Below are 12,958 nucleotides of genomic sequence, written 5' to 3' on the forward strand. Positions count from 1 at the left end.
CGGGAGAGAAACTCTCCTCGCCGGATGGAAATTGGAACAAAATTTCTTAAACGCGCCGGGGAATTGACTACCCTTTTATCATCAAGCGCATTGCCCAAGGGCAGATTGCAAAGGACCTGCCGATGAGCACATCCGATAAACCACTCGATTTTCTATGGTTCATACCCACCTCAGGCGATGGCAGCTATCTCGGCTCGGATGATCTTTCGCGTCCTGCCGATCCCGGCTATTTCCGGGAAATAGCCCAGGCTGCCGATCGGCTCGGTTATTCAGGCGTGCTCATCCCCACCGGCGTCGCCTGCGAAGAGTCCTTCATCCTTGCGGCCAATCTCGCTGCCTATACCGAGAAGCTGAAATTCCTCGTCGCCATCCGTCCGGGCGTCGCTTCGCCCGCCTATTATGCGCGGCTTGCTTCGACGCTCGATCGCGTTTCCCATGGCCGGTTGCTTCTTAACATTGTGGTTGGCGGCAGCGCGCAGGAATTGGCCGGTGACGGCATTTTCCTGCCGCATGACGAGCGTTACGATCACGCCGATGAGTTCTTCCAGGTGTTCAATTCGCTGATCGAAACCGGCAAGGGAAGCCTCGACGGCAAATATATCAAGGCGGTGGACGCGAAACTCGGGCTGCCGCCGGTGCAGGAACCGCGCCCGCCGCTTTATTTTGGCGGTTCTTCCGATGCCGGCATCGAGTTTTCCGCCGGTATCACCGACAAATATCTCACCTGGGGCGAACCGCCGGCGCAGGTGGCGGAAAAAATCGCCAAGGTGCGCGCCGCCGCCGCCAAAAAGGGGCGCAAGGTTACCTTCGGCATCCGTCTGCATTTCATCGTTCGTGAAACCGACGAGGAAGCATGGGCAGATGCCGAGCGGCTGATCTCGAAGCTCTCCGACGAAACCATCGCATCCGCTCAGGAGGTCTTCTCCAGGGCTTCGGATTCCGTCGGACAGGCGAGAATGCAGGCGCTGCACAATGGCCGGCGCGACCGGCTCGAAGTCTCTCCGAATTTGTGGGCGGGCATCGGTCTCGTCCGTTCGGGTGCGGGCACGGCACTGGTCGGTTCGCCGAAGACGGTGGCGGCGCGGCTCAGGGAATATCAGGCGCTGGGCATCGATACCGTCATCGCCTCGGGTTATCCGCATCTGGAGGAAGCCTATCGGCTATCCGAACTGCTGTTTCCGGAAATCGGGCTTGGCGGGCCCCGCAACCAGATCCGATCTTCTTTCGGCGCGAAACAGGTTTTCGGTGGCGGCGGTCATGGCGGCAACGTCAAGCTGGTGTCCGGATCCTGATCCCTCGACGGGAGGCGACCTGTGCCTCCCAACTTTTCGGCAGATAACCTTGGAGTGGGACGAAATCGGACGGCGGCACATAAAACATTATTTCTATAGAATATTATCATTATGGAAAACGATGTCTATTTCACCCCCCGCTGCCGCTGCTAGCTATTGAACAATTCAGCTGTTTTCAGGAGCAACCCGATGACATTGCAATATGCGGCCAAGGATCAACAATTCATCAACCTCCGCGATCCGGTCGCCGGCAGGGCAGCGGATGCCGACAGCCTCAAGGCGGCGCTGAGAACGCTGGGCGGCGGTGTCAGCGTGATTACGGCGGGTGAGGGCGACGAGCGAACGGGCGCGACCGTGACCTCGGCCACCGCTTTGTCGGTCGATCCGCCGCGCATTCTGGTGGCGCTCAACCGATCCTCATCCACCTGGCCGGTGGTGCAGCGTTTCGGTCATCTCGCCGTCAACATCGTCGGGGCGAACCACCAGTTCGTCGCCAATCAGTTTGCCGGCATCGGCGGCCTGAAGGGCCCGGACCGGTATCGCGGTGCGGAATGGACACGGCTGTCGAGCGGTGCGCCCATTCTCGAAGACGCTGTTGCCGCGATCGATTGCACCATTGAAGAGACGATCGAACGGCACAGCCACGTCATCGTCATCGGCAAGGTGGAGGCGATCCGCATCGGCTCCGGCCATTCGCTGCTCTATCAAAACGGGCGTTATCATTCTCTGGACTGAGCGTCGGTCGTTCGGCGCTTTCACTTTGTCATTCTTTGAGGGAGTTGAGCATGGGATCCGTCACGCCTCTCGGCGAAAGACTTCGTTTCGTTCCTCCACGCCTCGGCGCGGATGTCGATGTGCTGACCGTTGCCCGCACGATCGCCGAAAACTGCGCCGTTGAAAGTCCCGGGCAAATCCATGCGCGGATCGCCCGTTCCGGTCTTCTTGCTCTTTCCGTTCCAACGGAACTGGGCGGGACGGACATCACCAATGATGTTCTCTCGCAGGCGCTCGCCATCATTTCCGCAGCCGATGCGGCGGCGGCGCATGATCTCGTCGAACATTTCACCGCGCTTGAATTCATCAGGAATGCGGGCAGCGAAGACCAGCGCAAGGCGCTCTTCGCCCGTCTCGATCTTGGCGAGACCTTCGCACTGGCAATATCTGCCGCGGATCTGGATCAGGCGGTTACGGTGACGGAAGACGACTACGCCCTGCGGCTTCCCGATGACGTTGCGGGGTCGGTGAGGGGCGACGCGGACTGGATTGTCGTGCCGGCCGTCAACACGGCCGGGCAGCCTTTGCTTGTCGTTCTGCGCAACCGCCCCAATACGTCATGGGAAGGTCTGTTACGCGCCGATCAGGTGGTGTTTCTAGCTCAGGGCGCCGGAAATCTGGCCGTTTCCGTTTCTACCCTTTTGAAAGCCGCCGTGGCTCTGGGGCAGAAGCAGCGTGAACTTTCGGCGCTGCTGATCGACAGGTTGGCCGGCGATGGTGCGGCGCGGCCCGTGATAGGCGAAATATTTCTCGCCATCGAGCTCCTGAAGGCGCAGATATCCAGCCTTGCGGCCAATATCGATGCGGCCCAGGTGGGAGCGGAAAACGTCACCTTTCGTTCGGTTCGCAACAATGCCATCACGCTTGAAATACTGATGGCGCGCCTCGGCCTTGTCGAAGGCGTCAGTGAAGCCGGGCTGATCGCGTCGTTGGACGACGATCTGCGCAGGCAATAGGCGAAGCTCGAATGAAGGGCCGTGCGGAATCCTACTCGCCGGCCGGAATGGAGCGGGCGTTCTGCCCGTCCTTGGCCACGAATTGTGCGAGTGTCATGTTGTCCAGAATGGTTGCGATGGCGTCACGCACGTCCGTCATCGAAACCCTGACCTGACAGGTCTCCGGATCATCGCAGTCGTCACAGGCTTCAAAGGCCGTGCGGCTCGCACAGCGGATGGGGGCCAGGGGGCCGTCCAGCGTGCGGATGACCTGCCCGATCATGATTTCGGATGGCATTTTCGACAGCGAATAACCACCATTCGGGCCCTTCTTGGAGCGCAGAATGCCGCTATTGCGCAGCTCCAGAAGAATAGTATCCAGGAATTTTTTCGGGATATTGTTGCGGGTTGCAATTTCGGTCACGAAGGCGGTCTCGCCCTGGGGCAACCGCGCCAGATCGACAAGAGCCTTTAATCCGTATTTGCCTTTTTTGGTCAACATCGCATGATCCGAAAAGAGAGTCGGCGCGTTTTGCAGCGCCGGGCCATATTATTCCTAACTAACTAAGTAGTTTTTAGCGAATTCCGGCGCAAGCCCGTTTCGTCCGGGTTTGGCGTTGAAAGCGGCCTGTTGCAGCCTTTTTGGGCCATTCCTTCGGCTCTATTGATGGCTTTGCCAGGGCTGGCTTCCGAAAACATCACTGAAAACAATATTTTCTCTGATCGCGCTGCAACGTGGAACGATCATCCTTTATTAGAATATAAAATCGGTAGACAAAGTATGCATCAAAGACACGCGAGGTGATGATGTATACGCTCAGTTTGCTGGACAAGAGCCCGGTTCCAACGGGTGAGGACGCGGCGAGTGCATTCCGCGACACGATCGATCTTGCCAGGCGCGCCGAAGAGCTGGGTTACCGCCGTTTCTGGGTGGCCGAACATCACAATTCGCCGGAGCTTGCCGGTTCCGCACCGGAAGCGCTGGTTTCGTGGATATTGGCGAAGACCTCCCACATCCGCGTCGGCTCGGGCGGCGTCATGCTGCAACACTATAGCCCTTACAAGGTTGCCGAGGTTTTCAATGTCCTGTCGTCGCTTGCGCCCGGCCGGGTCGATCTCGGCATCGGCAAGACACCGGGCGGGTTGCCGCTGGCGACGTCGGCCTTGCAGCAGGCCTATGATCCTGCCCGCAAACCGGATTTCGAAACGGCCTTCAGTGAACTCACCACGTTTTTGTCCGGCGCCGCGCCGCAGGACCACGCACAGGCCGGGCTGCGGGCAACACCTGCGCCGCCGGTCGCTGCGGAAAGATTTCTGCTCGGCGCCAGCCTGGAAAGCGCAAGGCTTGCGGCCTCACGAGGATGGAATTTCGTCTTTGCCGGCCACCTCAATGGCGATGCGGAGGTTCTCCGCCGCAGCCTCTCGGCTTTCCGGGAAGAAAGCGGCGGAAGCGCTCCGATCCTTGCTTTGTCGGCTTTTGCGGCCAGCGACCCCGCCCATGCCGCGAGACAGGTGGAAGGTCAGCGCATCTACCGGGTATTCCTCAGCGACGGCAGGGCGTTCAACCTTGGCCGGCGTGAACAGGCGGAGGAATTCGCCCGCCAGTCCGGCGATACCGATTACCGCATCGAAGAGCGCAAGCCCAACGTCCTGCATGGCGGGCCGGAGGATATTCACAAGGCGCTTCGTGCGCTTTCCGAAGAGCACGGCATCGAGGAATTCATCATCGAGCCGCCGCATGTCGGTGCCGATCAGCGGCTTGCCTCGATAGAACTGCTTGCCACGCATCGCCTTTCCCGGGCGGCGTAATTCTCTCTGAGGAGGGAATGACATGACGAGAAAGAAAATCCGGTTTGGCATCATGCTTCAGGGCCCCGGCGGGCACATGAATGCCTGGCGGCACCCCAAAAGCCCGGTGGATGCCAGCGTCAATTTCGACTTCTTCAGGAAGACCGCGCTGAAGGCGGAAGCGGCGGGCATCGCCTTCGCTTTCGTGGCGGATGGGCTCTATATCAATGACAAGTCGATCCCGCATTTCCTCAACCGGTTCGAGCCGCTGACGATCCTTTCGGCGCTCGCCTCCGTGACCTCCAAGATCGGTCTCGCCGGCACCGTTTCGACCTCCTATAGCGACCCCTTCACAATTGCCCGTCAGTTCGCCTCGCTCGATCTCCTGAGCGGCGGCCGCGCCGGGTGGAATGCCGTGACGACGCCGCTTGAAGGTACGGCGAAGAATTACAGCCGCAACCACCCCGAACATGCGCTGCGTTACGAGATCGCCGACGAATATCTCGAAGTGATCAAGGGCCTGTGGGATAGCTGGGACGATGACGCTTTCCTGCGCAACCGCGAGACGGGACAGTTTTTCGACCGCGCCAAACTCCATACGCTCGGCCACAAGGGCCGCTTCTTCCAGGTGGAAGGCCCGCTCAATATCCAGCGTTCGCCGCAGGGGCAGCCGGTGGTGTTCCAGGCCGGTTCCTCCGATGCCGGCATCGGTCTTGCGGGCAAACATGCGGATGCCGTCTTCACCAATTCCGCCTCGCTGGAGGAAAACCAGACTTTCCTCAAACGTGTGAAACAGAGCGCCGTCGCGCAGGGCAGGTCCGCTGCCGATGTGAAGATTTTCCCCGGCATCGGCCCGATTGTCGGCGAGACGCAGGAAGAAGCGGAGGCGAAATACGATGTCATCCGCAACCTCATCACCATCGAGGATGCGCTCGCTTATCTTGGCCGTTTCTTCGATCATCATGATTTCAGCGTCTATCCGCTGGATGAGCCTTTCCCCGAACTCGGCGAGATCGGCAAGAACAGTTTCCGCTCCACGACCGACCGCATCAAGCGGCGCGCCAAGGAAAAGAACCAGACGCTGCGCGAGGCGGCGCTGGAGGCAGCGACCCCGCGTGAAGGTTTCATCGGCACCCCGGACAAGGTGGCGGACGAAATCATCCGCTGGGTGGAGCACGATGCGGCCGATGGCTTCATTCTGGGCTTCCCGGTAATTGCCGAGGGACTGGACGATTTCGTCCGTCTCGTCATCCCGGTGCTGCAACGGCGCGGTTATTTCGATCCGCATCTGGAAGGGGCGACGCTGCGCGACCATCTCGGCCTGCCTTTCAGGGAAAGCGTCTATTCCCGCCGCGAAAACGGGTCGGACAAGGCCATCGCCTGAGCTTGCCGCCGGGCGGAGACGATTGCCGCCCGGTGCAGATTTCAAGACGCGGCGCGTAGCGAGCCGTGCAGGAGACAGAACCATGAATATCCGCATTGACGGCGCGCGTCCGCAGGACGACGCCGAACGGGGAATCCTTGCCTTCATCGATGAGAGCATCGCCATCCGGCATGATCTCCACCGGCATCCCGAGCTTTCGCTCAAGGAAAAACGCACGGCGGCCCTCATCGCCCGCTATCTCTTGTCGTTCGGATATGAGGTGACGGAAGGTGTCGGCGGCCACGGCGTTGTCGCCACGTTGAAACGCGGTCATGGCGACAAGCGCATCGGCATTCGCGCCGATATCGACGCCCTGCCGATTGTCGAGGAAACCGGCCTTGCCTATGCCAGCCAGACGCAGGGCGTCATGCATGCCTGCGGTCACGATGGCCATACGACGATCCTGCTTGCCGCTGCCCGGTATCTTGCCGAAACATCGAATTTCTCCGGCACGCTGACGCTGATCTTCCAGCCGGCCGAGGAGATCGGCGCCGGGGCAAGGGCGATGATAAAGGACCGGCTTTTCGAGCGGTTTCCGGTCGATGCCGTCTTCGGCCTGCATAATTGGCCGGGTGTCGACACCGGACAGTTTGGCTTCGTCGAAGGCCCCGCCATGGCCTCCGTCGACAAGGCGAAGGTGCGGATCGTCGGCAAGGGCGGGCATGGCGCCGCGCCGCATGAGACGGTCGATCCGGTTCTCGCCTCGGCAAGCTTCGTCACCGCCTTGCAGAGCATCGTTTCGCGCAATGTCGATCCGCGCGAGATGGCGGTGCTGACGGTCGGCTCCATCCATGGCGGAACCGCCTCCAACGTCATTCCCGAAAGCGTCGAGCTTCAGATCACCGCCCGGGCTTTTTCGCCTGCCGTGCGTGACAGGCTGGAGGAGCGGCTCCCGGCGCTGGCCAAAGCGCAGGCCGAGAGTTTCGGCGCGAAGGCAGAGGTCGCCTATTCCCGCGGTTTCCCGCCGGTCATCAACCACACCTCTCAGACGGTCTTCGCCCGCGATGTCGCCAGACGGCATTTCGCCGCCGGGCAGATCGCCGAAGCGTTCCAGCCGCGCACGGCGAGCGAGGATTTCGCCTTCATGCTGCAGGAGCGGCCGGGTTCTTATCTCTTCGTCGGCAATGGCGACAGCGCGCCGCTGCACAGCCCCCATTACGATTTCAACGACGCGATCATCGCGCCGGCGGCACGCTTCTGGGTGCGGCTGGCGGAAGCCTATCTCTCCTGACGCGAAAATTAGGACAAGGACATGAGCGACAGTTTTTTCTACACATCGATCAAGGATCCGCTCGCAACCCCGCTTTTGGAGGAGTTGCTGTTCGAATATGACTGCCGCTACGGCACGTTCTTCAATGCGGAAGGGGCCAAGGCGGAGCTGAACAAATATCCGCCGGAAGCCTTCAGCCCGCCATCGGGCAATTTCCTGCTGCTCCTGCGCGACGGCAAAGCGATCGCCGGCGGCGCCTTCATGCGCTACGACGACGAAACGGCGGAATTCAAACGGGTCTGGACCCATTCCGCCCATCGCCGACAGGGGCTTGCGAAAATCGTGCTCCGGGAACTGGAGCAGCAGGCGATCCGGCAGGGTTATGCCCGCGTTTATCTGACCACCGGCTTCCGTCAGCCGGAAGCGGTCGGTCTTTATCTCACCAATGGTTATCGCGCTTTGTTCGATACCGCGGCCGATCCCGAGACGATCCGGTCGTTGCCCTTTGAAAAATGGCTGTCCGAACCCGCACCCGTCTCTGTTCCGGGAGGAGCGCCGATAGCGACTGTCCGGCCGCAACCCTCTTCCGCCCATCCGTGAAAGGCTTTTTCCGATGACGATAGCCTCTGATTTTCCGCATCTCGCCGTGAGCGACAAGAAGAGTGAACCGATCACGGGCGGTTACTCCCATTTCCGCATCGTTCCGGCCCGCTACCCGCTGCGGACGGTGGGCACGGTTTTCTCCGTCCTCATCATTGCCGCCGTCGTGCATTCCGTTTTCGGCAACCCGCGCTGGGGCTGGGATGTGTTTGCCGAATGGTTCTTCGCCGAACCGGTGCTGGTCGGTCTCGGCCGGACGCTGCTCCTGACTGCGCTCGGTGCGTTGTTTGGTTTTGTGTTGGGAACCCTGCTGGCGCTTGCCCGTGTTTCCCGGTCACCGCTGCTTGTCGCTGTCTCCTGGACCTATATCTGGATTTTTCGCTCCATCCCGCTGATCGTGCTTTTGCTGATCCTCAATAATCTCGGCTATCTCTATGAAACCGTGACAATCGGTGTGCCCTATACCGGCATCAATTTCTTCAGCTGGAATACGACACAGCTGATGACGCCCTTTGCGGCGGCCGTTTTGGGGCTGACGCTCAATCAGGCCGCTTTCGCCTCCGAAATCGTTCGCGGCGGAATCCTTTCAGTCGATCAGGGGCAGCTCGAAGCTGCCGCCGCGCTCGGCCTTCCGCGCAGGCGGCAGGCGTCCCGCATCGTTCTGCCGCAGGCCATGCGCTCGATCCTGCCCACGGCTTTCAACGATATTATCGGCCTCGCAAAGGGCACGTCGCAGGTCTATATCCTCGCGCTGCCGGAGCTGTTCTATACGATCCAGATCATCTATCGCCGCAATCTGGAAGTGATCCCGCTGCTGATGGTCGCCACCGTATGGTATCTGGTGATCCTGACTGCGCTTTCGATCGTTCAGCATCACATCGAGCGGCACTTTTCGCGCGGTGCGCTGCGCAATCCGCCGCCCTCGCTGTTTGCCACGCTCTATCGCACATTCCTGCCGCGCAAGCCTTTGCCGGAAGCGGTGGAGACGCCAGCGCCCCCCATTGAAAGACCGGCTGCCGCCAGGACGGGAAGTTTCCAGCTCGGCAATCGTGGCGGTTCGGTCAATATCCACGGCGTTTCCAAGTCCTTTGGAACACTGAAGGTGCTGGACGATGTCACGCTCTCCATTCCGGCAGGCAGCGTCACCACCATTCTCGGCCAGTCCGGCTCCGGCAAGTCCACCTTGCTGCGCTCCATCAATCATCTGGAGCGTGTCGACGACGGCTTCATCGCCATTGACGGTGAACTGGTCGGATATAGCCAGAAAGGCGACACGCTTTATGAGCTGAAGGAAAGGGACATTCTGAAGCGCCGCGTCGAAGTGGGCATGGTGTTCCAGAGCTTCAATCTGTTCCCGCATCTGACCGCGCTTGAAAACATCATCGAAGCGCCTATTGCCGTTCGAGGCATTTCGAAAGAACAGGCCGAGGCCGAAGCGCGCGATCTTCTGGCCCGCGTCGGTCTGGCCGAAAAGGCAGGTGCTTACCCCCGTCAGCTTTCCGGCGGACAGCAGCAGCGTGTGGCGATTGCCCGGGCCTTAGCGCTGCGGCCGAAGGTGCTGCTCTTCGACGAGCCGACATCCGCGCTCGACCCGGAGCTGGTCAATGAGGTGCTGGATGTCATCAAGGAGCTGTCCCGCTCCGGCGTCACCCTCATCATCGTCACCCACGAAATCGGCTTTGCCCGCGAAGTCGCCGACAGGGTCGTCTTCATGGAACAGGGCCGCATTCTCGAAACGGGCACGCCGGAGAAAGTGTTCAACAAGCCTGACCACCCGCGCACGGCCGAATTTCTCGCAAAAGTTCTCTAATCAACAACAAAGGAAACACTCACATGGCATTTTCATCGAAATTATTGTCCCTGCTTGCCAGCGGTCTTTTCACCGCCACCGCTGCACTCATCCCGGCCGTGCATGCGCAGGAGGTTGACCTGTCGCCTGAGCAGAAGGGGCGGGTGCGCGCCGAAAAGGTGGAAGAGGCAATCAAGCTTCTGCCCGCCGGCCACAAGTTCATTGCCGACGGAAAGCTGACGGTCGCGACCGTTCCCTTCCGCTTGCCGCTGGTGGATTATGCGAGCGACACGAAAACGCCGATCGGCGTGGAGCCGGATATCGCCCAGCTGGTCGCCGACAGCCTTGGCCTTGAGCTGCAGCTTGTGCCCATTGCCTGGGCAGACTGGCCGCTCGGTCTTGCATCCGTCAAATATGACGCCGTTACTTCCAACATCACGGTGACGGAAGCCCGCAAGGAAAAGTTCGATTTTTCCAGCTACCGCAACGATCTGCTGGGATTTTATGTCGGCAATAACAGCAAGGTCACATCCATCGGCAAGCCGGAGGATGTCGCAGGGCTGAAGGTCATCGTCGGGGCCGCCACCAATCAGGAGCAGATCCTGCTGAAATGGATCAAGGACAACAAGGCGAAGGGACTGGCCGATACCGAGGTGCAATATTATGACGATCAGGCCGTGCTTGACGTCGCCCTGCAATCCGGCCGCGCGGATGCCTATCTCGGCCCCAACGCGACCTCTGCCTTCCAGGCGGCAAGCCAGAAGAAGACGAAGCTTGTCGGCACCTTCTCCGGCGGCTGGCCGGAAGCGGCCGAGATCGCCGTCGCTTCGAAAAAGGACGCAGGCATAGCGGACGCCATCACCGCCGCGCTGAACGCCCAGATCAAGAACGGCAATTACGGCAAGGTTCTCGCCCGCTGGAATCTCGGTTCCGAAGCCATCACCGAATCCCGCACCAATCCGCCCGGCTTGCCCAAGAGCTGAGGTCAGATTTTCCAAAAGCTGAGTTGCCAAAAGCTGAGTTGAAGGTGGGACATCACTCAGCCGGTAGCGCGGGCATCCTCCCGTCCGCGCTACCTCCGTCCCGCAATCACTCTATCGGGAAACCACAATGACCTTCACCTCTCGTCTCGCCACGGCCACGCTCGGTGCATTTTTCTCCATCGCCGGTTTTGGGTCGGCTTTCGCAACCGATGTCTTCGACCTGTCGCCGGATCAGCCCGGCCGTATCCGGGTCGAAAAAGACCCCGGCGCGATTGCCGCCGTTCCGAAGGATTTCAAATTCGTCACGCCGGGCAAACTCACCGTGGCAGTCGCACCCGGCGGACCGCCGCTCGCGACCTATGCGACGGATGCAAAAACGGTGGTCGGCGCAGATCCCGATTATGCGCTTGCGGTGGCCGACAGCCTTGGCTTGGAGCTGGAACTGGTGGCGGTGGCCTGGGCGGACTGGCCGCTGGGGCTTGCCTCCGGCAAATACGATGCGGTGATCTCGAATGTTGGCGTTACCGAGCAGCGCAAGGAGAAGTTCGATTTCTCCACCTATCGTCAGGGCCTGCACGGATTTTTCGTCAAGGCAGACAGCGGCATAATCGCCATCCGCGAGCCGAAGGACGCGGCCGGCCTGAGGATCATCGTCGGCGCCGGCACCAATCAGGAGCGTATTCTGCTGAAATGGAGCGACGAAAACGTCGCCGCGGGATTGAAGCCGATCGAGCTGCAATATTACGATGATGAAGCGACCCGGCTTGTGGCGCTTTCAGCGGGGCGGGCGGATGTGATCGTCCAGCCGCACGCGCAGCTGGTCTTCATCGCCGCGCGTGACAAGACCATCAAGCGTGTCGGCACGCTCTCCGCCGGCTGGCCGGAGCGTTCCGATGTCGCCATCACCACCCGCAAGGGATCGGGCCTGGCCGATGCGCTAACGCTCGCCATCAACGACCTTATCAAGAGCGGCGCTTACGCGAAGATTCTGGATCGCTGGCGGCTATCGGAAGAAGCCCTGCCGGAATCGCGCACCAACCCGCCCGGCCTGCCTAAAAGCTGATCGTTCGAACACATGCGGCGGACTGCAATACCCGCAGGCTCAGGCCTTGCGGGTATTGTTTTGTCCGTCAATTCTGCGCGGGAAGGGCGCGGAAAAGCTTTCGCAATTCACCGACGAAGGGGTTGAAGAAACGCGAGAGCGGCCGGGCCGTGTTGGTGGAAACGGCGACATTCATCGTTACTTCAGGCATGAAAGGGCGCACCGTCACCCCCTCGAAACTGTTCCAGCGCACCAGGCCGTCGACAAGGGCGATGCCGATGCCGCCGCGCACCAGCGGTACCGCGCCGACCGATGAGGTGACCTGCACCGAAACGTCACGCATAAGCCCGTCGCGTTCGAAGACCTCGTTCAGCTGCGGGCCGATCTCGTCCGCATGGTTGCCATAGGAAATGAGCGGCCTGCCGGCGAGGTCGCGGGGCGTGACCGTCATCATTTCGGCGAGAGCATCATCATGCCGCATCACTGCCACGACCGGTACGGAGGCGAGGATTTCGCTGCGCACCGTCGGCGCCTGAATGGTGGACAGCGTTACCGCAAAATCGATGTCGCCCAGCAGCAATTGTTCGGCAATCTCTTTTTTGGGCAGAGCGTTGAGGTGGATTTTGACGGTCGGATGCGCGTGCCGGAAGGCAAGCAGCGCCTCGGGCAGAACGGAATAGGTAACCGGCAGGCTGGCGCCGATGCGCAGAAGGCCCAGCTTGCGCTCGCCAATGGTGCGCGTCAGCTTTTTCAGAACTTCAAGTTCGCGAAAAACTCGGTCGGCATCCTCATAGATCAGATGCGCTTCCATCGTCGGCACCAGCCGCCCGCCGATGCGCTCGAACAGCTTGTAACCCAGTTGGCTTTCCAGATGGTGCAGCACCTTGCTGACGCCGGGCTGGGAAACGGCAAGCGAATTGGCGGCCGCCGTCACGGAGCCATCGCGCATGATGGCGCGGAAAATTTCAAGCTGTCGGGCGTTCATGGAAACCTCCGGCGTCATCTCTTCCATAACCAAAGGTTCTGTTCAAGCGACCATTTGCGATTGGCGGGAAACCTTCTGCCGTGGAAATCTGTGACGGTGCAGGAGAGGTGCCTGCGAAGATTTCGGGAAAGGAAACG

General features: G+C 60.5%; 12 protein-coding genes. 10 read left to right on the plus strand and 2 right to left on the minus strand.

Translation table 11 applies throughout. The features are described 5' to 3' along the window. Positions 1–122: 122 nt before the first annotated feature. From ssuD to F3H58_RS07450, 3 genes are all read left to right on the plus strand, one after another. Positions 123–1,292 carry an FMNH2-dependent alkanesulfonate monooxygenase gene (gene ssuD / locus F3H58_RS07440; RefSeq protein WP_020808882.1) on the plus strand — a complete coding sequence of 390 codons (1,170 nt, stop codon included), beginning with the start codon at positions 123–125 and terminating at the stop codon, positions 1,290–1,292. A 189-nt stretch (positions 1,293–1,481) separates the two neighbouring features. Beyond that, positions 1,482–2,027: a flavin reductase family protein gene (locus F3H58_RS07445; RefSeq protein ID WP_149741745.1), complete on the plus strand. Its 546-nt coding sequence runs from the start codon at positions 1,482–1,484 to the stop codon at positions 2,025–2,027. A gap of 50 nt (positions 2,028–2,077) precedes the next feature. Next, complete coding sequence (locus tag F3H58_RS07450) at positions 2,078–3,022, plus strand: acyl-CoA dehydrogenase family protein (RefSeq protein ID WP_080819230.1); 945 nt, start codon at positions 2,078–2,080, stop codon at positions 3,020–3,022. A 31-nt stretch (positions 3,023–3,053) separates the two neighbouring features. On the opposite strand, the gene F3H58_RS07455 is transcribed toward F3H58_RS07450, so the two are convergent. Next, positions 3,054–3,503 carry an RrF2 family transcriptional regulator gene (locus F3H58_RS07455; protein ID WP_059753414.1) on the minus strand — a complete coding sequence of 150 codons (450 nt, stop codon included), beginning with the start codon at positions 3,501–3,503 and terminating at the stop codon, positions 3,054–3,056. Positions 3,504–3,805: 302 nt separating this feature from the next. Between F3H58_RS07455 and F3H58_RS07460 the strand changes: the two genes are divergently transcribed. The 7 genes from F3H58_RS07460 (at position 3,806) to F3H58_RS07490 (ending at position 11,857) form a co-directional block, all read left to right on the plus strand. Then, positions 3,806–4,810 carry an LLM class flavin-dependent oxidoreductase gene (locus F3H58_RS07460; protein WP_188128814.1) on the plus strand — a complete coding sequence of 335 codons (1,005 nt, stop codon included), beginning with the start codon at positions 3,806–3,808 and terminating at the stop codon, positions 4,808–4,810. A gap of 22 nt (positions 4,811–4,832) precedes the next feature. Continuing rightward, entirely contained in the window at positions 4,833–6,173 is a 1,341-nt protein-coding gene (locus F3H58_RS07465; RefSeq protein WP_149741747.1) for an LLM class flavin-dependent oxidoreductase, read from the plus strand. Between the two features lie 82 nt (positions 6,174–6,255). Continuing rightward, positions 6,256–7,443 carry a M20 aminoacylase family protein gene (locus F3H58_RS07470; protein WP_149741748.1) on the plus strand — a complete coding sequence of 396 codons (1,188 nt, stop codon included), beginning with the start codon at positions 6,256–6,258 and terminating at the stop codon, positions 7,441–7,443. 21 nt (positions 7,444–7,464) lie between these two features. Further along, positions 7,465–8,022, plus strand: a complete 558-nt coding sequence (locus F3H58_RS07475) for a GNAT family N-acetyltransferase (RefSeq protein WP_149741749.1) — start codon at positions 7,465–7,467, stop codon at positions 8,020–8,022. Between the two features lie 13 nt (positions 8,023–8,035). Continuing rightward, on the plus strand, positions 8,036–9,832 hold the full coding sequence (locus tag F3H58_RS07480; protein WP_149741750.1) for an amino acid ABC transporter permease/ATP-binding protein: 1,797 nt from the start codon (positions 8,036–8,038) through the stop codon (positions 9,830–9,832). 23 nt (positions 9,833–9,855) lie between these two features. After that, complete coding sequence (locus F3H58_RS07485) at positions 9,856–10,794, plus strand: ABC transporter substrate-binding protein (protein WP_149741751.1); 939 nt, start codon at positions 9,856–9,858, stop codon at positions 10,792–10,794. Positions 10,795–10,921: 127 nt separating this feature from the next. Further along, positions 10,922–11,857, plus strand: coding sequence for an ABC transporter substrate-binding protein (locus F3H58_RS07490; protein WP_149741752.1), 936 nt, complete (start codon positions 10,922–10,924; stop codon positions 11,855–11,857). A gap of 67 nt (positions 11,858–11,924) precedes the next feature. Here the strand turns inward: F3H58_RS07490 and F3H58_RS07495 are convergent, their stop codons facing one another. After that, complete coding sequence (locus F3H58_RS07495; protein ID WP_149741753.1) at positions 11,925–12,848, minus strand: LysR substrate-binding domain-containing protein; 924 nt, start codon at positions 12,846–12,848, stop codon at positions 11,925–11,927. Positions 12,849–12,958: the final 110 nt, after the last annotated feature.

It is taken from the genome of Rhizobium sp. NFACC06-2, assembly GCF_900101425.1.
GTDB lineage: Bacteria > Pseudomonadota > Alphaproteobacteria > Rhizobiales > Rhizobiaceae > Agrobacterium > Agrobacterium leguminum.